Below are 22,695 nucleotides of genomic sequence, written 5' to 3' on the forward strand. Positions count from 1 at the left end.
CGCTGCTAAGAGGATGCCGCCTTCCCCGCCGTATCGGAGCCGTTGCCCCTTGCTGTTCGCCCGCCGTATCGTCCTTGCCCTCATGCTGGCGCTGCTGAGCCTCGCGCCGGCCCGCGCCAATCCGATGCTGCTGGTGGATATGGACAATTTCGCCGTGCTCTATGCCGAGGAAGCCGGCCAGCCCTGGCATCCGGCCTCGCTCACCAAGCTGATGACGGCCTATGTCGCCTTCGACCAGATCGCTCTGGGCAAGGTGAGTCTCGATACCCCCGTGGTCATCTCCCGCAAGGCCTTCAACCAGGCGCCGTCAAAATCGGGCCTGGCCGTGGGCAGCGCGGTCACCCTGCAGGACGCGCTCTATCTCCTGCTGGTGAAATCGGCCAATGACGTGGCCGTGGCCATCGCCGAGACCATTGCCGGCGACGAAGCCAGCTATGTGGCGCTGATGAACGACACCGCCATGCGCATGGGCCTGACGGCAACCCATTACGCCAATGCCAATGGCCTGCATGACCCGGCGCAGGTCACCTCGGCACGGGACCTGGCCATTCTCTCGCTCTATATCCGCCAGAGCTTTCCGCAATATATGCCCATTTTCGGCACTGCCACCGTCATGCTCAACGGCAAGAAGCTGGAATCGGAAAATAAGCTGCTTGAAACCTTTGCCGGCACGACCGGCATGAAGACCGGCTTCATCTGCGCCTCGGGCCTCAACATGGTGGCGACGGTGGACCGCAATGGCCGCCGCCTGCTCGCCGTGATCCTGGGCGGCTCGTCGGCGCGCGACCGCAATGAGCGGACAGCCGAACTGATCCTGCGCGGGCTGAGCGGCGCAGCCACCGGCACCGGCCAGACCGTGCTGACGCTGGGCAACAATCCCGGCGCGCTGCCGGTCGACATGCGGCCACAGATCTGTGGCAAGGAAGCCAAGGCCTATACGGCAAGCCAGGAAGCGGCCTTTCCCATGGGGCTCAAGGGTCAGCCGAGTTTCCTCACCGACACGGTGCTGACCAGCTCCTATGTGGCGACCGACCTGGGCCGCATCGCCGTCGGGGTCAGCCTGCCGCGGCCGCGCCCGGCCCATCTGCCGATCTTCACCGCCCCGACCACCGAAGCAGCGCTGGACGGCGACCTGCGCCCCGGCCTGCCGGCAGCCATGCCGGGCGCCGTGCCCTTCCCCCGGCCGCGCCCCAACTTCTAGCCTCCGCTGTCATGCACCTCACGCAGAGGTGACGCCCAGCCATGGCGCTACCGCATGGCGTTAACCTTGTTCCTTACCGGGGTGTTAATTTCTTCCGTCGCATTTTGCGGAAAGAAATTTAACCCCCTTCAGACGAGGACATCCATGAAGCGCCTTGGCATCATGCTTTCCGCGATCACCCTGCTGACCACTGCCGCGCATGCCGCCGATCTCGGCTGGAACAGCGGTGCCAGCCCGATCTATTCGCCCACCCCGGCCTCGGGCTGGTCGGGCTTCTATGCCGGCGTCAACGGCGGTTATGGCTTCGGCACGCTGACGCGCCGGCCGGCCGCCGGCGGGGCGCAGACCGAGAACAATAGCGGCGGCTTCGCACTGGGTGCGCAGGCCGGCTACAATCTGGATATGGGCGGCTTCGTGCTCGGCACGGAAGCAGACCTGCAATGGTCCAATATCGGCTATACCGAGGACATTCCGGGCATCGGCTCGTTCAAGGCCGGCATCGACTATTTCGGCACTATCCGTGGTCGCGGCGGTGTCAGCTTCGGCCAGGTCATGCCCTACGTCACCGCCGGCTTTGCCGCCGGGCGCGGCACGGCCAGCGTAACCAATGGCGCCGGCGTCACCACGTCGCAATCGGCGACCCATATGGGCTGGACAGTCGGCGCGGGCCTCGAGGCACAGGCGACAGAAAACATCTCGATCAAGGCCGAATATCTTTATGTCGACCTCGGCACGCAGACCTATGCCGGCCCGCTGGCCGGGCTGGGCGGCATCGACGCCACCCAGCGCTTCAGCGTGCTGCGCGCCGGCATCAACTACAAGTTCTAGCAACCTGCCGGTTGCCAAGTCTCCCCGCTCCGGGCAAAGCTCGGGGCGGCGGAGGATATTGGCATGACGACACAGGGCGCGATACGCACGGGAACGGCCGGCTGGGTCTTCGCACCCTGGCGCGGCACCTTCTTTCCTGATGGCCTCGTCCAGAAAAAGGAGCTGGCCTATGCCAGCTCTCGCCTCGGCAGCATCGAGATCAACGCCACGTTCCGCGCCAACCAGAAGCCGGATAGTTTCACCAAATGGGCGGGCGAGGCACGCGACGGCTTCGTCTTTTCCATCAAGGGCCCGCAACTCGTCACCCATATCAAGCGGCTGAAGAATTGCGAGCAGGAGCTGGCCAATTTCTTCGCCTCGGGGCCACTGGCGCTCGGCGCCAAGCTCGGCCCCTTCATCTGGCAGTTGCCGCCCCATGTCGGCTATAACAGGGACGTGCTGGGCGCCTTCCTCAAGCTGCTGCCACGAACCAGTGCCGACTATGTCGCACTGGCCAGCAAGGCCGATGCACGGCTCAAATCCACGCCCTTCCTCACCACTGATGGGGTCGGTCCCATCCGCCACGCCATCGAGATGCGCAATGCCAGCTTCGATGTGCCCGAGGTCAATGCGCTACTGGCCGAGCACAATGTGGCGCGGGTCATCGCCGATACCGCGGAAAACCCGTCGCGCGAGCTGACCGCCGATTTTGCCTATTGCCGGCTGCAGGGCCCGATAGCCGGCGATGGCTACCAGAAGGCCGACATTGCCGACTGGGCCAGCACGGTCAAAACCTGGGCCAATGCCGGCAAGGACGTGTTTGCCTATTTCGTCCACGAGGACAAATTGCACGCCCCGGCCAATGCCATCGCCCTGCGGCAGGCCGCCGGCATCAGCCTGCCGGGCGACTGATCACAAGCCCGTTCCCCGCTGGAATTTGCCGCAATCGCGGTCTATTCCGGCCCTGTTTCAGCGTCACCCAAGAGACTCCAGCATGGCTGCCTCCATCCTTCACCCGCTCGACAAGAAATCGGCCGGCCTCGCCTTCATATTGGGGCTGGTGGCGATCCTGGGCGCGCTCGCCTCGCAATTCATCGGCGGGCTGGTGCCCTGCGAACTCTGCCTCGAACAGCGCCTAGCCTATTACTGGGGCCTGCCGCTTCTGCTGCTCGTGCTGCTCACCTGGAACCGCCTGCCGCTGACTGTGTGGTACATCGCCATGGCCATCGTCACGGCCATCTTCATCTGGGGCGCCTATATGGGCGTCTTCCATGCCGGCGTCGAATGGGGCTTCTGGCCCGGCCCCACCGCCTGCACCGGCATCGGCGAGACCATGGACTTCAACGCGCTGAGCAACCTCACCCCGGTCATCGGCTGCGATGTGGTGCAGTTCCGCTTCCTCGGCATTTCGCTGGCCGGCTATAATGCCCTGGTCTCGGTCGCCATCGTGGCGCTGCTGGGCATTTCGATCGCTGCGCAAATGCGGCATAGGCGGGGCTAACTGCCGCCCAGCGCAACATCTAGGTCCATCGCCGCATGCAGCACGCGCGCTATGGTGATGGTATTGGCACCGACTTTATAGATAATGGCGTAGTTGCCGTAAGGACGACGGCGAAGGCCCTTAGCCTCATATTCCGGTATGAGCGGGTAGCGGAGCGGCTTATCAGCCAACGATGTACAAGCACTCGCGAGTTCGGCAACAAAACTGCGAGCCCGTGACGGGCTATCACCAGTAATGAAGATAGTGATGTTTCGTAGGTCAGCTCGCGACGCATCGGCGAAGACGACACGCATCACGACGCCTTGCGAGCAATCTGCTCAATAAGCTCTCGTAGTTCGGCGAAGACTTCTTCTGCAGGTGTCACTCGACCCGCCTCGATATCATCCAGCCCCACCTGGATTTTCGCATCCAGTTCCCGGAACCGCGCCTCACGCTCCTGCACCAGCCGGACGCCTTCGCGCAAAACTTCGCTCTTGGAATTGTAGCGTCCGTTTTCAACCAGTTCGGTCACGACCTGTTCCAGGGTGTCGCCCAGTTCTGCGCTAATGGCCATGGCTTTCTCTCCGCTTGAGATCAACCAATAATAGTTATTGGCCGACCCGGACGCAAGGAGAACCGCTCTACGGCTCCAGCTCGATATCCCAGTAGAGATAGTCCAGCCAGCTCTGGTGCAGGTGGTTGGGCGGGAAGGCGCGGCCATTGTTGTGCAGGTCATGCACGGTGGGATGGTATGGCTTCTGGTGCGGGAACATGCGGATTTCGCTGGGCATGCGATTGGCCTTGCGCAGGTTGCAGGGCGCGCAGGCGGCCACGACATTTTCCCAGGTGGTCTGGCCGCCCTTGGAGCGAGGAATGACGTGATCGAACGTCAGGTCATCCTTTGAGCCACAATACTGGCACTGGAAGCGGTCGCGCAGGAACACGTTGAAGCGCGTAAAGGCCGGGTGGCGCGCCGGCTTCACGTAGTCGCGCAGCGACACGACGCTGGGCAATTGCATTTCGAAGCTGGGAGAATGAATGACCGTGTCGTAATGCGACACGATATTCACGCGATCCAGGCACACCGCCTTGATGGCGTCCTGCCACGACCATAACGACAACGGATAGTAGCTGAGAGGCCGGAAGTCGGCATTCAGCACGAGGGCGGGACAGGCCTCAGGCGACACGTGGATCGTCACTTGAGTCTCCCGGAACGGGAATCGAGTAAGTCCATAGCTCCCTTATACTAAGCCCTTTGTGTCAGGGCTGTGAAGCGGGAAGCGATGGCTTATTTCGCGGCAATTCTCTCGATGAAGGCGGTGGCGAAAGCCAGCCCGTCCGGCGCGATGCCGTGGCCGACGCCCGCGCTGACGTGATAGGCCACGTCATAGCCGGCCAGTCGCAGGGCCACGTCGGCATCGGCGCTGAGTTCGGGATCGACCACCTCGTCCATGTCGCCATGCACCAGACAAACCGGGCTTTTGGCCAGGACGGCGCTGCCGAATCCCTCCGGTGGCACGAAGGCGCCGGAAAAGGCGATAATGCCCATAAGCGGCCTGTCGAGCGACAGCCCCACATGCAGCGCCATCATCGCACCCTGGCTGAAGCCGGCCAGAATGGTGTTTTCCGGCCCGATGCCGCTCTGGCGCCACAGATCATCGAGAAATTCGACCAGCACCGGCCGCGCCTGCGCCACGCCGAGCTGCCGACTGGCCAGCCGGTCGCCCTCGAAGGCGATATCGAACCACTGAAAGCCCGAGGCCAGTTGCCGGCATTGCTCGGGCGCATTGGGCGAGATGAAGACCGCGTCGGGCAGGGCATCCTGCCAATGCGGCGCCAGCCCGATCAGGTCATTGCCGTCGCTGCCATAACCATGCAGCAGCACCACCGCCTGTTTGGGAACACCGCCGGAGGCGGGCGGCAGCATGGGGCCGGAGAGTTTGACGGACATGGCGACCTCGAACCTTGCAATGGGTTCCGCCTAGCATGAACGTCCCGGTCTGGCGAGAAATGAGTCCGGCCGGAGGCAGGCCGGACTCCAGTCGGGGTCAGAAGTGGTAGTTGATCCCGGCTTTGACCTGATGCATGGCCGCGTCGTGGCTGCCGCCGCCGCCACCGAAAAGCCCGCCCAGGCCCAGGCCGAGTCCACCGGCGGGCGCTTCCAGCGCAGGCAGGCCGATAAAGCTGTATTCGGCCGAGATCGAGACCGCCTCGGTCACCATGGCTTCGGCGCCGAAGCCGAAGGCGGGGCCGATCAGCAACTGGTTGGCAGTGCTGCTTGAGGGCAGGTCGATGCCCGGCAGGCCGAGCAGGCCACCCGGATCGGCCAGAGTCAGCCGCGAATTGCTGGAAACCGAGCCATTGGCCATGACGACGCCGCCCTTGAGGTAGAACAGCCAGTTGTCCTGGGTGAAGCCCATGCGGCCCTGCAGGGTGGTCAGCCAGTCGATGTTGAAACTGGTGGTGTCGGTATAGTCGATCGTGGCCGTATTGACCCCGTCGGTCATGCTGAGGGCGGCCACCGTGCTGTTGGTCTTGCCGAAGGCGCCCAGGCCGAAACCGGCCTCGAGGCCCAGCACCAGCCGGTCCCGCTGATAATTGTAGCCGCCGACAACGCCGCCATGAATGCCATTGATGCGGCCGGTTTCGGTCGCAAGGCTGCCCGTCAGGACGTCGCCACCACCCAGGTCGAGCGTCGCCGGCCCGACAGTGGAGATCGAGCTGCCATCCATGTCGAGGCCATAGCCGCCATAGATGCCGGCGTAAAAGCCGTTCCAGTCCGTGGCGTCCTGTGCCAGCACTGCCGTGCTCATCATCGTCAGCGCAAGTGCGCCCGCCCCTGCAAACCGTCCAATCAGCACCGCTCGTCTCCCTTCACCCTGTGGTCATGCCGCAGGATAGGGATCGGACGCGCGCTGCCATCATTCATATGAATGAGTGCAATTGGACCGATGACAGGAGACGGCCAAACTGTTGCCGCGCCGCAACAAATCCGGATTCAGCCGGGAGGGGGCCAGATCGACGCTCATCCATCCCCGTTGAGGCGGCCGGGTCCGAAACCCTTGAGCAGGGCGATGAGCTGCCCCTGCTGGCGCGTGCCGGTCTTGCGCAGGACCTGCGCCAGATGCGTGCGCGCCGTGGCCATGCCGATGCCGCGCTGCTGGGCCACTTCGGCCAGGGTGAGGCCGGCCGCCAGCCCGGCGGCAATCCTGGCCTCGGCCACCGACAGGTCGAACAATCCGCGCAGCAGCGGCTCGGTCGGCACATTGCCGCCCGCCGAATATCCGCTCACCGCGACCATGGCGGCGCCCTGGTCGAAAATATCGCTGGCAGAGCGCTGCAGCGGAATGACATGGGTGACGATGGCGCGGTCGGAATCGACCAGCCGCATCGGGATCGACCGCACCTCGGGAACGGGCACGCCCTGCCCGGGCAGCGCGGCCTGCAGCAACTGGTCGGCTAACCGGTCGCGTGCGGCCAGCCGGCCGAAAGCTGCGGGACGCAACACGTCGGTCAGCGCTTCGAACAGGGAATTGCTGGCAATCGCCACGCCCCTGGCCGAGATGATCGCGGCAGGAATGCCGATGGCCTCCAGCGCAGCGACACCGGCACTGGCCCGTTCCATCTGCAGCCGCCAGGCCAATAGGGCTGGCGCGCGCCAGATGCGGCCTGAAACTGTCCAGCAAAGCAAAATCCCGCCTGTCGAAATCGGGAAGCCCGCGCTGCCGCTCGAAGGTGAAAAGCGCAAATTCGCCATCGGGCATGTCCACGACCGAGCCGACCTGCCAGTCGGCGCCGATCCTGACCATGTTGTCGTCATAGGGGTTGTGCCCGTTGCGCTCGTCTTCGGTGAAGAAGTCGGCGCGTTCGAGGAAGCCGGGATATTTCATCCGGCGCAGGCGAAGCGCCGGAGCATTGTCGTACCAGACGGGGCCTTGGGCGAAATCGGCCAGCGTATCGACCACATTGGGCGTTGCGCTGAACAGCGGCGGCAGCCTGGGATCGACGATCAGGATAGCGCCGGAATGCGCACCGGCCCGTGTGGCGAGCTGCCCCAGCACCTCCGGCCAAAGCTCGGGAACAAAGGCAGCCTCATAGATGCGATCGATCTCTGTCATGTGCCCCGACCATCACAGCAGGATACCTTCCCGGTCGCGCATGACCGCGAAGTAGCGCCAGAACAGCAGCGCCGCAGCAGAACGATGCGGGGTCCAGCCCGCAGCGATGCCAATCATGTCCTTTATGGCGGGGCGAGCGTCAAGCCCAAGCCCGTGCTGCACCGCCTTGAGCAGGGCCAGGTCCCCGGCCGGAAACACATCGGGATGGCCGGCGCAGAACATCAGATAGACTTCGGCCGTCCATGGCCCGATGCCCTTGTGGGCCACCAGATAGCGCACCGCCTCTTCGGCCGGCAGGGTTTCGAGATGGTCGAAATCGAGCGTGCCGGCCACCATGGCCTCGGCAATGGCGCGCACGGTGCGGAACTTGCTGCCGGAAAAGCCGGTGCCGCGCACCTGCTCTTCGCTCAGGGTGAGATAGGTCGTGGGATCGAGCGCGCCGGCCAGGTTTTCGAATCGGGTCCAGATGGCATTGGCGCTGGCGACGGAGACCTGCTGGCCGGTGATGACCTTGGCCATGCCGGCAAAGCCGCGCCTTGCCACGCGAGGCTGCACATCGCCGGCAAAATCCCGCACGGCGGCAAGCCGCGGGTCGATCTCCACCAGGGCCTCGATATGGCCGGTAATGGCAGCGACGCTGTCGAGGCGCGGTGACGGCGCAAGCAGGCTCATGTAGAAACGCCTCGTGTCAAAACAGTCATCCAGTCCCGTCCTTCGCTTCGCGCCCAGCCCCAATGGGCTGCTGCATCTCGGCCATGCCTTTTCGGCGCTTTACACCTGGCAGGCCGCCAGCCTGCTCGGCGGCACCGCTTTGCTGCGGATCGAAGACATCGACGCCGAGCGCAGTAAACCCGAATTCACCGCCGCGATATTAAGTGACCTGCATTGGCTCGGCCTCGACTGGCCCGAGCCGGTATTGCACCAGTCCCAGCATATGGACGCTTACGCCGAGGCGGGCAACCGCCTGCGCGACCACGGCCTGCTCTATCCCTGCTTCTGCTCACGCAGCGAAATCGCTGCCGCCGCTGAGGGCACCGACCCCGATGGCGCCCCGCTCTATCCCGGCACCTGCCGGCATCTCGACCGGGGCGAGCAGATCACCCGGCTGGAGCGCGGCGACCCGGTACAGTTCCGGCTCGACACGGCAAAGGCCATGGATCGGGTCGGCATGCTGACCTTTACTGTGGTCGGCCCACTGGTCACCGACCGCCCGCAGGTCCGCCATGCCCGCCCCGAGCGCTGGGGCGATGTCGTGCTGCAACGCAAGGGCACGCCGACAAGCTATCACCTCAGCGTCGTGGTCGACGATGCGGCGCAGGGCATCACGCATGTGACGCGCGGCCGCGACATGGAAGCCGCGACCGATATTCATGTTCTCTTGCAGATGCTGCTGGGCCTGCCCTCGCCGATTTACAATTTTCACCGGCTGATCCTGGACGATGCAGGCAAGAAGCTGGCCAAGTCGCGGGGGTCGGAGAGCCTGCGGGGTTTGCGCGAACAGGGTTGGACCCCGGAGGATGTACGACGGGCGGTGGGGCTCTAGCGCCCAGTAGCCCTCATGGTGAGCCCGTCGAACCACGAGGGCGTGGCACGACAGCTCCACTCACCCGACCTCGTGGTTCGACAAGCTCACCATGAGGTCTCGTGTAGTTCTGTCACGCCGCCGCCTTGCCCTGCTCACCCAGCAGCTCGGTCACCGTCGCCGCAACCGCCTCGTCCAGCGGCGTGACAAACCCCTCCCCCAGCACCCCATCAAGCCGCTTGTCCGTCAGCTCCATTTCGTTCAGCCACAGATAGCGCATGCGATAAATGTCGCGCATGACCGGATTGACCAAGCCCACCGCGCGCAGCATCCACCAGGCCAGCGGCGCCGGCTCGAGCGGTTTGGGCGCGGCCTTGCGGATGGCCGTCAGCATCTGGCGATGGCTCACCCAATGGCCGGCAAAGTGGAAATTCTCGAACCGGGCGAGGCGCGCCCGCTGCTCCGCCAGAGCCACGAAGGCGCGGCCAAGATCGGGCAGATAGGCCCAGCTATGGCGCAGGTCGAGATCGCCCATATGGTAGACCTTGCCCTTGGCGTGATCCATCAGCATGGCCGCTTCGAACCATTCGCCACGATTGCCCGGCCCGTAGAAATCGCCGGCCCGCAGGATGATGACCTGAAACCCGTCCTCGCGCGCCGCCTTGGCCAGCATCTGTTCGAGCCGGATGCGGATGGCGCCGCGCGGCGCCTCGGCATCCTGCCGCAGTTCGGGCCCGACCACGCGATCCCCGGCGCGGTAATTGTAGATCGTGCCGGGAAACAGCAGCGTCTTGCCGCTGCCCCTCATGGCATCCAGCACCACCTGCAACTGCGCCTCGGCCCGGCCATTGCCCCAGCGGTCGTAGCGCAGATGCAGACCATGCACCACGACATCGGCATCGGCGATGGCCGCCTTGACCACATCAAGGTCGTCGGCATCCCCGGCGATGAAATGCGTGCCCGCGACCAGGCGGCGATTGCTTCGGCCCAGGCCCGTGACGGCCCAGCCGGCTTGCTGAAAGGCGACCACGGCAGCATTGCCCAGATGGCCGTTGCTGCCCAGGACAGTGACATTACCCTTGCTCATGATGTGTTCCTCGATTGCTTGATGACAGCATCATGCTCGATACGTTATCGTATGACGATTGACAGATATCGTGGGTTCAACATTCAAGAATGAATAGGCAACCGGATTGGGCGCTGTGGCGCAGTTTTGCCGCCGTAGTGGCGGAAGGCTCGCTCTCGGGCGCGGCGCGGGCCATCGGGCTCAGCCAGCCCACCATCGGCCGGCATGTGGAAACGCTGGAGGCCGACCTGGAGCTGAACCTGTTCGAGCGGACCATGAACGGCCTCAAGCCCAATGCCACGGCGCTCCGCCTCTATGAGCCGGTGACCCGCGCCCAGGCGGCGCTGGCGGAGGCCGGCATCGTCGCGGCGGGGGCGCAGGAAGATGTCGGCGGCACGGTGCGGCTCACCGCCAGCGCCATGATTTCCAACTATGTGCTGCCCGGCCTGCTGGTGCCGATCCGCGACCTGCATCCGCGCATCGCCATCGAGACCATACCCTCCGATTCGGCGGAAAACCTGCTGATGCGCGAAGCCGACATTGCCGTCCGCATGTTCCGGCCGACCCAGCTCGAACTGGTCACCCGCTATCTCGGCGATATTCCGCTGGTGGCGGTGGCGCATGAAAGCTACCTCGCCCGCCGCGGCCAGCCGCTCGAGCTGGCGGATCTGTGGGAACACGACCTCATCGGCTTCGACCGCTCCGACGCCATCCTGACCCATGCGCGGGGCCTGGGCTTTTCCATCACCCGCGATCATTTCATGCTGCGCTCGGACGACCAGGCCCATCTGTGGGAACTGATCAAGGCGGGGCTGGGTATCGGCTTCGGCCAGCTCAACCTGGTGCATCGCACGCCGGGCATGGTGGCTTTGCCGCTGGACCTGGCCATCCCGCCGCTGCCGATCTGGCTGACCACGCACAGGGAATTGTTCACGTCGCACCGGATTCGTGCCATCTATGACGCGCTGGCCGAGGGACTCACCGCCTATATCAATGACCAGCAGACCAATCGGTAGGACCTCATGCAGACCGCTCTCAATATCGCCATCGCCCTTGCACTGCTCTTCGTCGTCATCGTGCTCGGCCTGGGCCTGTGGAACATGATGAAGGGCGGGCCGGGCAATACCAGCCAGCGCCTGATGCGCCTGCGCGTCGCCGGACAGGCCGTGGCCCTGATCCTGCTGCTGGGCGCGCTGTTCTTCTTCGGCAGCGGCCGCGGCTAGGGCCGCCAGCCATGATCAAGCTCAACCGCATCTATACGCGCACCGGCGACGACGGCACGACAGGACTCGTGCGCGGCCCCCGCCGGCCCAAATACGACCCGCGCATCGACGCCTATGGCACGGTCGAGGAAGCCAATGCCACGATCGGCATGGCGCGGCTGCATACCAATTCCATGCCCCGGATCGACATGCTGCTGGGCCGCATCCAGAACGACCTGTTCGACGTCGGCTCGGACCTGGCGACGCCCGGCGCCGACGCAGCCGATGCCGAATATCCCTCGCTGCGCATCCGCCCGGTACAGACCGAATTCCTCGAAAAGCAGATCGACCATTACAATGCCGAGCTCGAACCGCTCCGCAGCTTCATCCTGCCCGGCGGTTCCCCACTCGCGGCTTGCCTCCATGTGGCGCGCACCGTAACGCGGCGGGCCGAGCGCATCACCGTGGAACTGGCGGCGGCCGAGCCCGATACCAGCCCCGAGGCCCTGCGCTATCTCAACCGCCTCTCCGACCTGCTCTTCGTGCTGTCGCGCGTAGCCAATGCCAATGGCGTCAAGGACGTGCTGTGGGTGCCCGGCAACCATGGCGACATCAAGAAGGGCGGCTGATGTTCCTGCCGCTGCATGATCGCAACGCCATCCGCCACATCCGCTTCCCCTACGTGAATTACGGGCTGATCGCGATCACCACGCTCTGCTTCCTGCTGCAATCGGTACTGCCGCCGGCCACCTTCGACCAGGCCACCATCAATTTCGGCATGATCCCCATCGTGGTGCGCGACGTCTATCCCCAGCCTCTGCCCTGGCTGCCCGATTGGGCCACGCTGCTGACCTATCAGTTCCTGCACGTCAACTGGCTGCATCTGCTCAGCAACATGCTGTTCCTCTGGGTCTTCGGCGACAATATCGAGGACGCGCTGGGCCACGCCAAATTCCTGCTGTTCTACCTCGCCTGCGGTGTCTGCGCCGCCCTGGCGCATCTGGTGTTCAACCTCAACGACAACGGTCCGCTGATCGGCGCCTCGGGCGCCGTGGCCGGGGTGATGGGCGCCTATATCCTGCTCTACCCCCATGCCCGCGTCTTCGTGCTGGCGCGCATCGTCATCCCCATTCCCCTGCCGGTCCCCGCCTTCTGGATGCTGGGCTTCTGGGTGGCGACGCAGCTCTTCTACGTGTTGATCGGCTCGGAAGAGCCGGTGGCCTGGTGGGCGCATCTGGGTGGCTTTGTCACCGGCGTAGTGCTGGCGGCCGGGCTAAAGCGGCGCGACGTGGCACTGCTGGGCGGCCGCTAAAGATTTCACGAAATTGCCACGATTGCCCAAGGTTTTGTTCATAACCGCTGCCTAGAGTTGGCCGTGGACTGCCAGCGAAAGGAGGTCCGCTATGAATACCGACCTCTCGATGCAGATGCTGCAGATGAACTCGATGAAGCTGCAGAACAGCATGCAGATCGCCGTGTTCAAGAAGGCGCATGAAATGCAGACCGATCTGCTCGAAACCCTGATGCAGACCGCGCTTTCGGCACCGCCGCCCGGACAGGGCGCCAAGATCGACAAGCTGGCCTAGCCGCCGGAGGGTCCTCCATGAGCGCCGCCATCGGCATCAGCCCCGCCATCATGATCAGCCGCAAGGCCCACGCCGCCGCCGGACAGGGCAATGCACTGGTCGAAGTCGCCCGCCTGCGCGCCGATCTCAGCGTGGCGGCGCAGCGCGAACATGACAGGACGGCATTGCTGCACCCGGAAGCCGATATCGCGCCCCCGGCCATCTATACCGGCGCGGATGTGGACCGGCTGGTCTAGAGCGTTTCCAGCAAAAGTGGCAACGGTTTTGCGGTTCGGAAACGCGACTTAGGAAACCAGCTCGATCATCTTCTCGACCACCGCCTCGCCATCGGGCGTGTCCCAATGGGCCGGGCCCTGCAGCACGGCCAGTTCGCAGCCATTCTCGTCCAGCACCAGCGTCGCGGGCAGGCCGACCGCCACCGCCTGTTGCTTGAGGCGTTCGAAGGCGGCAAAGGTGTCGTCGGCATAGAGCGGCAGATTGGCGAAGCTGTTCTCGTCGAGGAAAGCCTGCGCCTTGTCCTGGCCGCCTGCCCCGATATCGAGATTGATGGGCAGCACCATGAAGGCATCCGAATTGTATTTGGTGGCCAGCGCGTCAAGCGCCGGCATTTCCTCGCGGCAGGGCACGCACCAACTGGCCCAGAAATTGACCAGCAGCGCCTTGCCCTTGAAATCGGCAATGGTCATGTCCTTGCCGGCGGCATCTTTGAACGCCATGGTCGCGTAGCCGCGCCCCTCGCCGGTGCCGTTGAGCGCCGCCAGTTCTCCCACCGCCGCCATGTCGATGGCCTCGGCCGCCTCCCGCTGCACCGGGCATTCCTTTGCCTGCCCGGCATTGCCGAGCCACACCCACGCCGCTATAGCTACCGCCAATCCCGCCAAACCCAGGATGATCCACAGCCGGACCCGGCTCGGTGCTCCGGGAAGGGGTGCTTGCGTATCGGTCATAGAGGTCTCCGGCAATGAGCAACAAGATGTGGGGCGGACGGTTTGCCACCGGCCCCGACGCCATCATGGAAGAAATCAACGCCTCGATCGGATTCGACCAGCGCCTGTTCCGCCAGGATATTGCCGGATCGGTGGCCCATGCCACAATGCTCGCAGAGACGGGCATTCTGACGCATGCGGACCGCGACGCCATCATTGCCGGTCTAGCCGAGGTGCTGGCCGAAATCGAGGGCGGCAGCTTCACGTTCTCGCGGGCGCTGGAAGACATCCATATGAATGTCGAAAGCCGCCTGCGCGAAAAGATCGGCGATGCCGCCGGCCGGCTGCACACCGCCCGTTCGCGCAACGATCAGGTGGCGACCGATTTCAAGCTCTATGTCCGCGATACGATCGACACGCTGGTGACCCAGGTGCAGACGCTGCAACTGGCTTTGGTCACCCGCGCCGAGGAAGAAGCCGAGACCATCATGCCCGGCTTCACGCACCTGCAAAGTGCCCAGCCGGTGACCTTCGGCCACCACCTGCTCGCCTATGTCGAAATGCTTGGCCGCGATGCCGGGAGGCTGCTCGATGCCCGCAAGCGCCTCAATGAAAGCCCGCTGGGCTCGGCCGCGCTGGCCGGCACGCCCTACCCCATCGACCGATCGATGACGGCCGAAAAGCTCGGCTTCGACCGGCCGACGGCCAATAGTCTCGACGCCGTCTCCGACCGCGATTTCATTCTCGAAACGCTGGCCGCTGCCTCGATCTGCGCCATGCACCTCTCCCGTTTTGCCGAGGAAATGGTGATCTGGAGTTCGGCCCAGTTCGGCTTCGTACGGCTTTCCGACAAGTTCACCACCGGCTCCTCGATCATGCCGCAGAAGCGCAATCCGGACGCCGCCGAACTGGTGCGCGCCAAGATCGGCCGCATCCTCGGTGCGCTGACCAGCCTGCTCGTGGTGATGAAAGGCCTGCCGCTCGCCTATTCCAAGGACATGCAGGAAGACAAGGAAGTCGCCTTCGACGCGCTCGACGCCCTCTCCCTGTCGCTGGCCGCCATGACCGGCATGGTCGGCGACCTGGTGCCCAATCGCGAGCGCATGCGCGCCTCGGCCTCGGCGGGCTTTTCCACCGCCACCGACATTGCCGACTGGCTGGTGCGCGAGCTGAACATTCCCTTCCGCGACGCCCATCACATTACCGGGCAGATCGTGGCTTTGGCCGAACAGAAGAATTGCGGCCTGGAAGGGCTGACCATCGAGGACTTCAAGTTTATCGACCAGCGCATCGACAGCCGCATCCACAAGGTGCTGACCGTCGAGGCTTCCGTCGCTGCACGACAGAGCTATGGCGGCACGGCTCCCGCCAATGTGCTTGTTCAGGCCGCCCGCTGGAAGACCGAACTGACCGGCCAGGAGCATGAGCCGCGCCCACTCGGCAAGAAGAAGCATGCCGGCCATGGTGATGGCGGGGTTGAATAGGGCTGGGCATTGCGCCACCTTTCCCTCTCCCCTTGAGGGAGAGGGTGGCAATTCTTCGTTCAGAAGAATTGCCGGGTGAGGGGTTCTGCGCTCTCCCATGCTTCAATGCTGGCGGAAACAACCCCTCATCCGCCCTTCGGGCACCTTCTCCCTCAAGGGGAGAAGGGAAGAACGGAGAGAACATTGCACAAGAAAATCCGACAGATGCGCCTCACCGAGCGTCATGTCGGCTATCTCAGGCCCGAAGATCCCTCCGAGGACATGCCGCCACCGCCGCCCGGCCTGCGCGCGACGGCGCCGGACGACTACCGGCGCACCATCGATACCCTGCTCGGGCCGGATCGCGACCATGACGAGGTCTGGATCTTCGCCTATGGCTCGCTGATCTGGAAGCCGGCCTGCGACTTTGTCGAAATGCGCACCGGCCGCGTGCATGGCTGGCATCGTTCCTTTTGCCTCGGCTGGAACAACCGCTTTCGCGGCAGCGACGCCAATCCCGGCCTGATGCTGGCGCTCGATCGCGGCGGCGCCTGCAATGGCGTGCTTTATCGCCTGCCCCCGGGCCGGATCGACGAGGCCATGACCAAGTTGCTGGAACGCGAAATGGGCTGGCTTCCCTCGCCCTTCCCGCCGCGCTGGGTCAATGTGCGCAGCGGCGACCGGGTGATCCGCGCCATCACTTTCTGCATCGACCGCCATTCCGGCCGCTATGTTTCGGGCCTCAGCATCGATGCCATTGCCGAAGTCCTGGCTACCGCGGTCGGCTCGCGCGGCTCCATGGCCGAATATCTGTTCGCCACGGTGCGGCACCTGGAAGACATGGGCATCCACGACCCCCATCTCTGGCAATTGCAGTCCCTCGTCGCCGACCGCATCGAAGCCGCCTATGAGCCGGATCGGTAAGTCCTGCTTTTGTTTTTTTCAGCGCTGCACTAGAGCATGAGCACCTTCCCTTCTCCCCTTGCGGGAGAAGGTGGCGCGTAGCGCCGGATGAGGGGTCCCGAGGGGTGGACAGAACCCCTCACCCGCCCTTCGGGCACCCTCTCCCGCAAGGGGAGAGGGAAGGCAGGAAACGAGCAATGGTCCACCATTTCACCCACCGCGACGGCACCCTTTACGCCGAGGACGTCAATCTCAACGACCTCGCCGCCAAGGTGGGCACGCCCTTCTATGTCTATTCCAGCGCCACCCTGCGCCGGCATGTGCGCGTGGTGCAGCAAGCCTTCGAGGGCATTCCGACGCTGCTGGCCTATGCCATGAAGGCCAATTCCAACCAGGCGGTGCTCAAGCTGATGGCGTCGGAAGGCGCCGGCGCCGATGTGGTGTCCCTGGGTGAACTGGAGCGGGCGCTGGCCGCCGGCATCCGGCCGGACAAGATCGTCTTTTCCGGTGTCGCCAAGACCATTGCCGAAATGCGCCGCGGGCTGCAAGCCGGCATCAAGTGCTTCAATGTCGAGAGCGAGCCCGAGCTGGAACGCCTGTCGATGGTGGCCGCCGATATGGGCCTCACCGCCCGCGTTTCGGTGCGCATCAATCCCGATGTCGATGCCCGCACCCATGCCAAGATCTCGACCGGCAAGGCCGAGAACAAGTTCGGCATTCCCTATATCAGAGCCCGCGACGTCTATCGCCGCATCGCCGAACTGCCCAATGTCGAGGCGGTGGGCGTCGATATGCATATCGGCAGCCAGCTGACCGATCTCGAACCCTTCGGCACCGCCTTCGGGCTGATGGCCGAGCTGGTCAAGGCTTTGCGCGCCGATGGCCATGCCATCAGCCACGTCGATGTCGGTGGCGGGCTGGGCATTCCCTATCACCACGACCAGGACGCCCCGCCCCATCCCGAAGCCTATGCCGCAGTGATCCGCGACAAGGTGGGCCAGCTCGGCTGTAGCCTGGTGATCGAGCCGGGGCGCCTGCTGGTGGGCAATGCCGGCATCCTGGTCACCAGGGTCGAATATGTGAAGGAAGGCGGCACCAATTTCGTCATCGTCGATGCGGCGATGAACGACCTGATCCGCCCCACGCTCTACGAGGCCCATCACGACATGGTGCCGGTCAACCACTCCAACCTCGCCCCCATCACCGCCGATATCGTCGGCCCGGTCTGCGAAACTGGCGATTATCTCGCCAAGGCCCGCACCATGCCCGGCGTCAGGGAAGGCGACCTGCTGGCGGTGATGAGCGCCGGCGCCTATGGCGCGGTCATGGCCTCGACCTATAATTCGCGCGCGCTGATCCCCGAAGTGCTGGTCGATGGCGACCGCTTCCACGTGATCCGCCCGCGCAAGTCGCTGGACGAGCTGATCGCGCTGGATTCGGTACCCGACTGGCTGTGATCGCTACTGTAGCTGGGCCTGCCGGCCCAGCGACACCACTTCCACCGGCTTGCCTGCAAGCGCGTCATCGACCTTGGCGATCAGGTCGGCCAGGGTGAACGGCTTGGTGATGACGTCGTAGATCAGCGCCTCGAGCCCATGCGCCCGCTCGCGCTGGTCGGCAAAGCCGGTCATCAGCACGATGATGATATCGGGGTATTTGGCCGCCACATGCAGCGCCAGCCCGATGCCATCCATGATCGGCATCTTGATATCCGACAACAGCAGGTCGAAGCGGCCTTCTTCGCTGTCGACCGTTTCGGCGGCAAGGCCGCCATCTTCCTCGGCGACGACCTCATGCCCCTTCATGGTCAGGGCGCTTACCACGAAGGCGCGCACCGAGGGATCGTCTTCGGCAACCAATATGCGGGCCATCAATGCTGCTCCGGTAGAATGGAATTGTCTGAACCGGCCGCGGCCGGTTTTTCGGCGGCCCTGGTTTCGGCCGCGACGATGGGCGTGCTCTGCCCGCCGGCAAAGCTGAGGCGAACCCGCGCCGCCTCGCCCGGCGGCAGGGTCAACTGGGTGTCGAAGGTCGCGCGCTCGCCGGCCATCAGGTCGCGCACCGAAGGGGTGACGCTCCATTCGTAGATGCCGTTTCCCTGCTCATCGACCAGCGTCACCACGACAGGCGGCACGGTGACCGGCTCGGGCATCTTGCCGACGATCTGGGCCGAGACAACAAGCACTTCCTTGCCGTCGCGCAGGGTGCGCAGGCTGGACACATTGGAAAAATCGAGTCCCACCACGTTGACGCCGAGGCCGACAGCGCCATAGACGCCGGCCATGGCCGGGAAGCGCTCGACCACCTGCACTCGGCCGAAATAGGCGGTGAGGAGGATCGCGCCGAGCAGCACGAAGCCTGCAATGCGCAAAGTCCGCCGCAGCCGCGCCAGTGGCAGGTCGGCGGCCATGGCGGTCTGCCGACGCGCAAAGGCCCGCTGCCGCCGGCGCAGGATTGCCGCATCGACCTTGGCGGTGCTCAAGGCCTCGGCCTGCCGCTCCAGTTCCAGCCGCTGCGCCGCTTCGGCCGCCACCGCACGCTCCTCGGCCGACATGGCTTCATCGAGCCCGTCTTCCTCGATGGTCACGAAAGCCTGTTTCTGCTCGGGCGTAGCTTCCTCTTCCAGCGGCTGCTGCTGCCAGTCCCGCCGGCAATGAGCGCACTGCACCTTGCGACCTGCCGAGCCAATGGCCTCGTAGGTCACCTGATACTTGGTCTGGCAATGCGGACAGGTGATGATCATCGGGCCAGACGGAATGGTGGACGGAATAAGTCAGCCCGACCCTAGCGGGCGGGGGTTAAAACTCCTCAAACCAATCCGCCCGTCTCGGCAATCCACCACATTTGCGCCGCTTTACTACCCACATGGACGCTGGTCAGCGCATGCGGCACTCATGGCTGTTATGATGCGCCCGACACCTGATTCGCCTTGATCTGCGCACCAATTGCGGAGCCTCTGTTCTTGATCGAGTTTTCCAATGTCGGGCTGCGCTATGGCAATGGTCCCGAGATCCTGCGGGACCTGACCTTTTCGGTCGAGCCGGGCTCGTTCCATTTCCTCACCGGGCCCTCCGGCTCGGGCAAGACCAGCCTGCTGCGCCTGCTGCTGCTCTCGCTCAAGCCCTCCAGGGGCCGCGTCACCATGTTCGGCGAGGATGTGAGCAATCTCACCCAGGACCGCCTGCTGCAGATGCGCCGCCATATCGGCATCGTGTTCCAGGAATTCCGCCTGCTCGATCACCTGACCACCTTCGAGAACGTGGCCCTGCCTTTGCGCGTGCTGGGGCAGCCGGAAAGCGAATACCGCCCCAATGTCACCGAACTGCTCGAATGGGTCGGCCTGGGCGAGCGCATGAATGCCCTGCCCTCGCTGCTGTCGGGCGGCGAAAAACAGCGCGCCGCCATTGCCCGCGCCGTCATCGCCCGGCCAAAGGTGCTGCTGGCCGACGAACCCACCGGCAATGTCGACCCCGACCTGTCGAGCCGGCTGGTCCATCTCTTCGCCGAACTCAACCGCACCCTGGGCATGACCATCATCCTGGCCACCCACGAATTGCCGCTGCTGGATCAGTTCAACTATCCGCGCATGCTGCTCAGCAAGGGCGAGCTGGTGATCCATGATTGAACGCGTTCTCCGCTTCTGGCCCTCGCGCAAGGGCGCGGCTCCCATCGTTCCCGAAAAGAGCGTGGCCGGCCGCACCCTGCTGCTGCTGATCACCATCATGAGCTTCCTCTCCGCCGTGACCCTGGGCGGCGTGGTGCTGGTACAGAAATCGGCCATTGCCTGGTCGGCCGATGTCGGCCGCGAAGTCACCATCCAGATCCGCCCCGTCGAGGGCGAGGTGATGGAAAGCAACCTGCGCACTGCCGTGTCCCTGGCTGAATCGACCCCCGGCGTCGCCTCGGCCCGCGCGCTGACCATCGCGGAAAGCCAGCAATTGCTCGAGCCCTGGCTCGGCACCGGGCTCGACCTCACCGCCATCGAAATCCCGCGCCTCGTCGTGGTGCAACTGGCCGATCCCACCGATGCCGATATCGAGGGGCTCGGGCGCAACCTCGCCGCCGTCAAGGGCGCCAGCCTCGACACCCATGCCGCCTGGCGCCAGCAGCTCAACACCATGGCCGGCACCATCGTGCTTTCAGGCCTGCTCGTGCTCATCCTGATCGGCGCCGCCACCGTGCTCGCCATCGTCTTCGCCACCCGCGGCGCCATGGCGACCAATCGCGAAATCGTCGATGTGCTCCACTATATCGGGGCCTCCAACAAATTCATTGCCGGCGAATTCCAGGGGCGGTTCCTGTCCATCGGCCTGCAGGGCGGACTGTTGGGCACCGTCGCGGCCATGCTGTTCTTCGCGCTGATCGGCACGGCGGCCGGCAATATGCTGTCGAGCGAAGCCGGCGCCCAGGTCGGCGTGCTGTTCGGCCGCTTCGCGCTGGGCATAGATGGCATTATCGGCATCCTGGCCGTGGTGCCGGTCATCGCCGCGCTGACAGCCATCACCTCGCGCGTCACCGTCCGCCGTTTCCTCTCCGAAACGTCCTGACGCATGGAGCGAACGGAATCATTCGCCCTGGTTGCCGATGACGTGGTCGCCGCCAACGGGCTTTATACGCTCACCAGCCTCAGGCAACGGAAAGTCTTGATCGCCTGGACCTGCCTCTGGCTGGGTTTCGTGGCTTTCCTGACCTTCATCGACGGCGTGGATCGGGCCCTCGCCAGCTGGCCCATGCTGCTCGGCATTTCGCTCCTGCCCTTCCTGGCCATTCTTCTCGTGGTCTGGATCATGGGGCCGATCTCGGCACGGCGCATGTTCCGCCAGCAGAAATCCCTGCAGGGCCGCCTGGTCTATGGCTGGTCCGATGCCGGCCTGCATACCGAGAGCGAATATGGCAGCTTCGACATTCCGTGGTCCCATTTCATCCGCTGGGCCGAGGATGACCGCACTTTCCTTCTGTTCGAGTCCGACCGGCTGTATAGGATGGTCCCCAAAAGGGTCCTGACCACCGACCAGCAGGCAAGCCTGCGTCGCGCATTGGTCGGGGTCGGCGGGTAACGGGAGCGCGACAAGCAGCATGACGATCATCCAGGCCATGCGCACCGCGCTGTTTTATTTCGTCTTCATCGGCCAGACGGCGATCGTCGCCATCATCATCGGCTCCATTGCCCTGGTCAGTGGCCGCACGCCGCTGAGCTGGAAGCTGGCCGTCTTCTGGTGCCGCTCCAACCTGGCTTATCTCCGCGTGCTGGCCGGGGTGAAGACCCGGGTGACCGGCATGGAAAACATCCCCGAAGGCGGCTGCATCATCGCCTCCAAGCATCAGAGCGACTGGGACGTCTTCTCGATCTTCCCCCATACCGGCCGGCCCGCCTATGTCATCAAGAAGGAGCTGATGCGCATTCCCTTCTTCGGCTGGGCGGCCCGCTCGCTGGACTGTATCGAGGTCGATCGCAAGCGGGGCGCCGAAGCCATTCCATCCATGATGCGCCAGGCCCACGCCGCCATCGATCGCGGCTGCCGCATAGTCATCTTCCCCGAAGGCACGCGCAAGGCGCCCCTGGCGCGGCCCGATTACCGCCAGGGCATTGTGCGGCTCTATCTCGAACTCAACGTGCCCGTCGTGCCGGTGGCGCTCAATTCCGGCCTGTTCTGGGGCCGCAACAGCCCCGTCATCTGGCCGGGCACGGCCGAGGCGAAATTCCTGCCCCCCATCGAGGCGGGGCTCTCGGCCGACGTCTTCCTCGACCGACTCAAAAAAGCCATCGAATCGGAGTCCAACGCCCTCATCCTCAAGGCCGAGGACCAGGGCCTTTCCCGCCCCGTCGGACCCGAATTGCGTGAGCGCCTCGATGCCATCAGACAGAACAGCGGCGCCGAGGCCTGACCACTATATATTGACGAAATCGGCAAACACCCACATACATGTAGTCGTCGGATGCAGGGGCGCTTGACATGCCCTGCATTTTGTTCTATTTTTGTTCTTGTTTGATACCCGCTGCGGGGATAGCGTGATGGCTGGCTATGGCGAGAACAGGGTAGTGATTCACGGCTTCGGCCGGCAGAGCAACTGGCTCGGCCGTTCCGGGCGGGCCTATGACCTGGTCAGCGAAAATCTCGACCGTTTCGCCATGACCGATGCCGACCTCTATCTCATCGCCAAGGGCAATCATGTGCTCTGGGTCGGCTCGACCGGCGAACTGGTCGCCGATCCCATGAGCCGCACGCGCTTCCGCCTGGCACTCGATTGCGCCGACCGCGCCTTCCGCCTGCTCACCCCCAGCGCCATCGCCGAACGCCTCACCACCATCTGGGACCTCGAAGGCGCCGAACCGGCTCAGGGCATGCAGGCGGCGTAAGTCCTCGAGGTTTTCGTCTCCGTCATTCCATTCCCACCCACTGGCCGTCACCCTCGGGCTTGA

Annotated in this window: 30 protein-coding genes; 19 read left to right on the forward strand and 11 right to left on the reverse strand. The window is 64.4% G+C overall.

Annotated elements, in window-relative coordinates:
- The first annotated feature begins 49 nt into the window (after positions 1-49).
- The 4 genes from FPZ08_RS13935 to FPZ08_RS13950 all read left to right on the forward strand — a co-directional run bounded on the left by FPZ08_RS13935 (position 50) and on the right by FPZ08_RS13950 (position 3,509).
- Positions 50-1,201 carry a D-alanyl-D-alanine carboxypeptidase family protein gene (locus tag FPZ08_RS13935; RefSeq protein ID WP_186767008.1) on the forward strand — a complete coding sequence of 384 codons (1,152 nt, stop codon included), beginning with the start codon at positions 50-52 and terminating at the stop codon, positions 1,199-1,201.
- 144 nt (positions 1,202-1,345) lie between these two features.
- A complete protein-coding gene (locus FPZ08_RS13940) occupies positions 1,346-2,029 on the forward strand; it encodes an outer membrane protein (RefSeq protein WP_186767009.1) in 684 nt (227 codons plus the stop codon).
- Between the two features lie 63 nt (positions 2,030-2,092).
- On the forward strand, positions 2,093-2,920 hold the full coding sequence (locus tag FPZ08_RS13945; protein WP_146290565.1) for a DUF72 domain-containing protein: 828 nt from the start codon (positions 2,093-2,095) through the stop codon (positions 2,918-2,920).
- A gap of 82 nt (positions 2,921-3,002) precedes the next feature.
- Positions 3,003-3,509 (forward strand): disulfide bond formation protein B, encoded by a 507-nt coding sequence (locus FPZ08_RS13950; protein WP_186767010.1) that lies wholly within the window; start codon positions 3,003-3,005, stop codon positions 3,507-3,509.
- Here the strand turns inward: FPZ08_RS13950 and FPZ08_RS13955 are convergent.
- The 7 genes from FPZ08_RS13955 to FPZ08_RS13985 all read right to left on the reverse strand — a co-directional run bounded on the left by FPZ08_RS13955 (position 3,506) and on the right by FPZ08_RS13985 (position 8,278).
- Positions 3,506-3,802 carry a type II toxin-antitoxin system RelE/ParE family toxin gene (locus tag FPZ08_RS13955; RefSeq protein WP_146290567.1) on the reverse strand — a complete coding sequence of 99 codons (297 nt, stop codon included), beginning with the start codon at positions 3,800-3,802 and terminating at the stop codon, positions 3,506-3,508. The genes FPZ08_RS13950 and FPZ08_RS13955 overlap by 4 nt on opposite strands.
- On the reverse strand, positions 3,802-4,062 hold the full coding sequence (locus FPZ08_RS13960; protein ID WP_146290568.1) for a type II toxin-antitoxin system ParD family antitoxin: 261 nt from the start codon (positions 4,060-4,062) through the stop codon (positions 3,802-3,804). Before FPZ08_RS13960 ends, FPZ08_RS13955 begins: the two co-directional genes overlap by 1 nt.
- Before the next feature lie 67 nt (positions 4,063-4,129).
- On the reverse strand, positions 4,130-4,687 hold the full coding sequence (locus FPZ08_RS13965) for an HNH endonuclease (protein WP_146290569.1): 558 nt from the start codon (positions 4,685-4,687) through the stop codon (positions 4,130-4,132).
- Between the two features lie 89 nt (positions 4,688-4,776).
- Positions 4,777-5,439, reverse strand: coding sequence for an alpha/beta hydrolase (locus FPZ08_RS13970; protein ID WP_146290570.1), 663 nt, complete (start codon positions 5,437-5,439; stop codon positions 4,777-4,779).
- A 97-nt stretch (positions 5,440-5,536) separates the two neighbouring features.
- Positions 5,537-6,349 (reverse strand): outer membrane protein, encoded by an 813-nt coding sequence (locus FPZ08_RS13975; protein ID WP_146290571.1) that lies wholly within the window; start codon positions 6,347-6,349, stop codon positions 5,537-5,539.
- Between the two features lie 164 nt (positions 6,350-6,513).
- Positions 6,514-7,113: a helix-turn-helix transcriptional regulator gene (locus FPZ08_RS13980; RefSeq protein WP_146290572.1), complete on the reverse strand. Its 600-nt coding sequence runs from the start codon at positions 7,111-7,113 to the stop codon at positions 6,514-6,516.
- A gap of 505 nt (positions 7,114-7,618) precedes the next feature.
- Complete coding sequence (locus FPZ08_RS13985; RefSeq protein WP_146290573.1) at positions 7,619-8,278, reverse strand: DNA-3-methyladenine glycosylase family protein; 660 nt, start codon at positions 8,276-8,278, stop codon at positions 7,619-7,621.
- 13 nt (positions 8,279-8,291) lie between these two features.
- Between FPZ08_RS13985 and gluQRS the strand changes: the two genes are divergently transcribed.
- Entirely contained in the window at positions 8,292-9,149 is an 858-nt protein-coding gene (gluQRS, locus tag FPZ08_RS13990; RefSeq protein WP_146290574.1) for a tRNA glutamyl-Q(34) synthetase GluQRS, read from the forward strand.
- Positions 9,150-9,261: 112 nt separating this feature from the next.
- Here the strand turns inward: gluQRS and FPZ08_RS13995 are convergent, their stop codons facing one another.
- Positions 9,262-10,215 carry an NAD-dependent epimerase/dehydratase family protein gene (locus FPZ08_RS13995; RefSeq protein WP_146290575.1) on the reverse strand — a complete coding sequence of 318 codons (954 nt, stop codon included), beginning with the start codon at positions 10,213-10,215 and terminating at the stop codon, positions 9,262-9,264.
- Positions 10,216-10,304: 89 nt separating this feature from the next.
- On the opposite strand from FPZ08_RS13995, the gene FPZ08_RS14000 reads away from it, so the two are divergent.
- From FPZ08_RS14000 to FPZ08_RS14025, 6 genes are all read left to right on the forward strand, one after another.
- Positions 10,305-11,210: a LysR family transcriptional regulator gene (locus FPZ08_RS14000; protein ID WP_146290576.1), complete on the forward strand. Its 906-nt coding sequence runs from the start codon at positions 10,305-10,307 to the stop codon at positions 11,208-11,210.
- 6 nt (positions 11,211-11,216) lie between these two features.
- Positions 11,217-11,417, forward strand: a complete 201-nt coding sequence (locus tag FPZ08_RS14005) for a twin transmembrane helix small protein (RefSeq protein ID WP_146290577.1) — start codon at positions 11,217-11,219, stop codon at positions 11,415-11,417.
- An 11-nt stretch (positions 11,418-11,428) separates the two neighbouring features.
- Complete coding sequence (locus FPZ08_RS14010) at positions 11,429-12,025, forward strand: cob(I)yrinic acid a,c-diamide adenosyltransferase (RefSeq protein ID WP_146290578.1); 597 nt, start codon at positions 11,429-11,431, stop codon at positions 12,023-12,025.
- Positions 12,025-12,708, forward strand: coding sequence for a rhomboid family intramembrane serine protease (locus tag FPZ08_RS14015; RefSeq protein WP_146290579.1), 684 nt, complete (start codon positions 12,025-12,027; stop codon positions 12,706-12,708). The genes FPZ08_RS14010 and FPZ08_RS14015 overlap by 1 nt, the downstream gene beginning before the upstream one ends.
- 91 nt (positions 12,709-12,799) lie before the next feature.
- Positions 12,800-12,982 (forward strand): putative motility protein, encoded by a 183-nt coding sequence (locus FPZ08_RS14020; RefSeq protein ID WP_146290580.1) that lies wholly within the window; start codon positions 12,800-12,802, stop codon positions 12,980-12,982.
- Positions 12,983-12,999: 17 nt separating this feature from the next.
- Entirely contained in the window at positions 13,000-13,218 is a 219-nt protein-coding gene (locus FPZ08_RS14025; protein WP_146290581.1) for a hypothetical protein, read from the forward strand.
- 48 nt (positions 13,219-13,266) lie between these two features.
- Here the strand turns inward: FPZ08_RS14025 and FPZ08_RS14030 are convergent, their stop codons facing one another.
- The gene (locus FPZ08_RS14030) at positions 13,267-13,929 is read right to left on the reverse strand and encodes a redoxin domain-containing protein (RefSeq protein ID WP_146290582.1); all 663 of its coding nucleotides are present in this window, start codon (positions 13,927-13,929) and stop codon (positions 13,267-13,269) included.
- A gap of 14 nt (positions 13,930-13,943) precedes the next feature.
- On the opposite strand from FPZ08_RS14030, the gene argH reads away from it, so the two are divergent.
- The 3 genes from argH to lysA all read left to right on the forward strand — a co-directional run bounded on the left by argH (position 13,944) and on the right by lysA (position 17,731).
- Positions 13,944-15,392: an argininosuccinate lyase gene (argH, locus tag FPZ08_RS14035; RefSeq protein ID WP_146290583.1), complete on the forward strand. Its 1,449-nt coding sequence runs from the start codon at positions 13,944-13,946 to the stop codon at positions 15,390-15,392.
- Between the two features lie 183 nt (positions 15,393-15,575).
- Positions 15,576-16,295 (forward strand): gamma-glutamylcyclotransferase, encoded by a 720-nt coding sequence (locus FPZ08_RS14040; RefSeq protein ID WP_186767011.1) that lies wholly within the window; start codon positions 15,576-15,578, stop codon positions 16,293-16,295.
- A 176-nt stretch (positions 16,296-16,471) separates the two neighbouring features.
- Positions 16,472-17,731 (forward strand): diaminopimelate decarboxylase, encoded by a 1,260-nt coding sequence (gene lysA, locus FPZ08_RS14045; protein ID WP_146290585.1) that lies wholly within the window; start codon positions 16,472-16,474, stop codon positions 17,729-17,731.
- A gap of 3 nt (positions 17,732-17,734) precedes the next feature.
- On the opposite strand, the gene FPZ08_RS14050 is transcribed toward lysA, so the two are convergent.
- Together FPZ08_RS14050 and FPZ08_RS14055 are read right to left on the reverse strand one after the other, a co-directional pair.
- A complete protein-coding gene (locus tag FPZ08_RS14050) occupies positions 17,735-18,145 on the reverse strand; it encodes a response regulator (RefSeq protein WP_146290586.1) in 411 nt (136 codons plus the stop codon).
- A complete protein-coding gene (locus tag FPZ08_RS14055) occupies positions 18,145-19,017 on the reverse strand; it encodes a zinc-ribbon domain-containing protein (protein WP_146290587.1) in 873 nt (290 codons plus the stop codon). Before FPZ08_RS14055 ends, FPZ08_RS14050 begins: the two co-directional genes overlap by 1 nt.
- 219 nt (positions 19,018-19,236) lie before the next feature.
- Between FPZ08_RS14055 and ftsE the strand changes: the two genes are divergently transcribed.
- The 5 genes from ftsE to FPZ08_RS14080 all read left to right on the forward strand — a co-directional run bounded on the left by ftsE (position 19,237) and on the right by FPZ08_RS14080 (position 22,632).
- Positions 19,237-19,899 carry a cell division ATP-binding protein FtsE gene (ftsE, locus tag FPZ08_RS14060; protein WP_056258285.1) on the forward strand — a complete coding sequence of 221 codons (663 nt, stop codon included), beginning with the start codon at positions 19,237-19,239 and terminating at the stop codon, positions 19,897-19,899.
- Entirely contained in the window at positions 19,892-20,821 is a 930-nt protein-coding gene (locus tag FPZ08_RS14065; RefSeq protein WP_146290588.1) for a cell division protein FtsX, read from the forward strand. The genes ftsE and FPZ08_RS14065 overlap by 8 nt, the downstream gene beginning before the upstream one ends.
- Before the next feature lie 3 nt (positions 20,822-20,824).
- Positions 20,825-21,331 (forward strand): YcxB family protein, encoded by a 507-nt coding sequence (locus tag FPZ08_RS14070; protein WP_146290589.1) that lies wholly within the window; start codon positions 20,825-20,827, stop codon positions 21,329-21,331.
- Positions 21,332-21,350: 19 nt separating this feature from the next.
- Complete coding sequence (locus FPZ08_RS14075; protein ID WP_146290590.1) at positions 21,351-22,160, forward strand: lysophospholipid acyltransferase family protein; 810 nt, start codon at positions 21,351-21,353, stop codon at positions 22,158-22,160.
- 127 nt (positions 22,161-22,287) lie between these two features.
- Positions 22,288-22,632, forward strand: coding sequence for a hypothetical protein (locus FPZ08_RS14080; protein ID WP_146290591.1), 345 nt, complete (start codon positions 22,288-22,290; stop codon positions 22,630-22,632).
- The last annotated feature ends 63 nt before the right edge of the window (positions 22,633-22,695 follow it).

The sequence above is a fragment of the Devosia ginsengisoli genome (genome assembly GCF_007859655.1).
Lineage (GTDB): Bacteria > Pseudomonadota > Alphaproteobacteria > Rhizobiales > Devosiaceae > Devosia > Devosia ginsengisoli.

Excerpts from the sequence above, each read along its gene's own strand:
- FPZ08_RS13940 (WP_186767009.1), top strand. The coding sequence starts at position 1,346 with ATGAAGCGCCTTGGCATCATGCTTTCCGCGATCACCCTGCTGACCACT.
- FPZ08_RS13945 (WP_146290565.1), top strand. The coding sequence starts at position 2,093 with ATGACGACACAGGGCGCGATACGCACGGGAACGGCCGGCTGGGTCTTC.
- FPZ08_RS13950 (WP_186767010.1), top strand. The coding sequence starts at position 3,003 with ATGGCTGCCTCCATCCTTCACCCGCTCGACAAGAAATCGGCCGGCCTC.
- FPZ08_RS13955 (WP_146290567.1), bottom strand. The coding sequence starts at position 3,802 with ATGCGTGTCGTCTTCGCCGATGCGTCGCGAGCTGACCTACGAAACATC.
- FPZ08_RS13960 (WP_146290568.1), bottom strand. The coding sequence starts at position 4,062 with ATGGCCATTAGCGCAGAACTGGGCGACACCCTGGAACAGGTCGTGACC.
- FPZ08_RS13970 (WP_146290570.1), bottom strand. The coding sequence starts at position 5,439 with ATGTCCGTCAAACTCTCCGGCCCCATGCTGCCGCCCGCCTCCGGCGGT.
- FPZ08_RS13980 (WP_146290572.1), bottom strand. The coding sequence starts at position 7,113 with ATGGAACGGGCCAGTGCCGGTGTCGCTGCGCTGGAGGCCATCGGCATT.
- FPZ08_RS13985 (WP_146290573.1), bottom strand. The coding sequence starts at position 8,278 with ATGAGCCTGCTTGCGCCGTCACCGCGCCTCGACAGCGTCGCTGCCATT.
- FPZ08_RS13995 (WP_146290575.1), bottom strand. The coding sequence starts at position 10,215 with ATGAGCAAGGGTAATGTCACTGTCCTGGGCAGCAACGGCCATCTGGGC.
- FPZ08_RS14000 (WP_146290576.1), top strand. The coding sequence starts at position 10,305 with ATGAATAGGCAACCGGATTGGGCGCTGTGGCGCAGTTTTGCCGCCGTA.
- FPZ08_RS14005 (WP_146290577.1), top strand. The coding sequence starts at position 11,217 with ATGCAGACCGCTCTCAATATCGCCATCGCCCTTGCACTGCTCTTCGTC.
- FPZ08_RS14010 (WP_146290578.1), top strand. The coding sequence starts at position 11,429 with ATGATCAAGCTCAACCGCATCTATACGCGCACCGGCGACGACGGCACG.
- FPZ08_RS14015 (WP_146290579.1), top strand. The coding sequence starts at position 12,025 with ATGTTCCTGCCGCTGCATGATCGCAACGCCATCCGCCACATCCGCTTC.
- FPZ08_RS14020 (WP_146290580.1), top strand. The coding sequence starts at position 12,800 with ATGAATACCGACCTCTCGATGCAGATGCTGCAGATGAACTCGATGAAG.
- FPZ08_RS14025 (WP_146290581.1), top strand. The coding sequence starts at position 13,000 with ATGAGCGCCGCCATCGGCATCAGCCCCGCCATCATGATCAGCCGCAAG.
- FPZ08_RS14030 (WP_146290582.1), bottom strand. The coding sequence starts at position 13,929 with ATGACCGATACGCAAGCACCCCTTCCCGGAGCACCGAGCCGGGTCCGG.
- argH (WP_146290583.1), top strand. The coding sequence starts at position 13,944 with ATGAGCAACAAGATGTGGGGCGGACGGTTTGCCACCGGCCCCGACGCC.
- lysA (WP_146290585.1), top strand. The coding sequence starts at position 16,472 with ATGGTCCACCATTTCACCCACCGCGACGGCACCCTTTACGCCGAGGAC.
- FPZ08_RS14050 (WP_146290586.1), bottom strand. The coding sequence starts at position 18,145 with ATGGCCCGCATATTGGTTGCCGAAGACGATCCCTCGGTGCGCGCCTTC.
- FPZ08_RS14055 (WP_146290587.1), bottom strand. The coding sequence starts at position 19,017 with ATGATCATCACCTGTCCGCATTGCCAGACCAAGTATCAGGTGACCTAC.
- FPZ08_RS14065 (WP_146290588.1), top strand. The coding sequence starts at position 19,892 with ATGATTGAACGCGTTCTCCGCTTCTGGCCCTCGCGCAAGGGCGCGGCT.
- FPZ08_RS14070 (WP_146290589.1), top strand. The coding sequence starts at position 20,825 with ATGGAGCGAACGGAATCATTCGCCCTGGTTGCCGATGACGTGGTCGCC.
- FPZ08_RS14075 (WP_146290590.1), top strand. The coding sequence starts at position 21,351 with ATGACGATCATCCAGGCCATGCGCACCGCGCTGTTTTATTTCGTCTTC.
- FPZ08_RS14080 (WP_146290591.1), top strand. The coding sequence starts at position 22,288 with ATGGCTGGCTATGGCGAGAACAGGGTAGTGATTCACGGCTTCGGCCGG.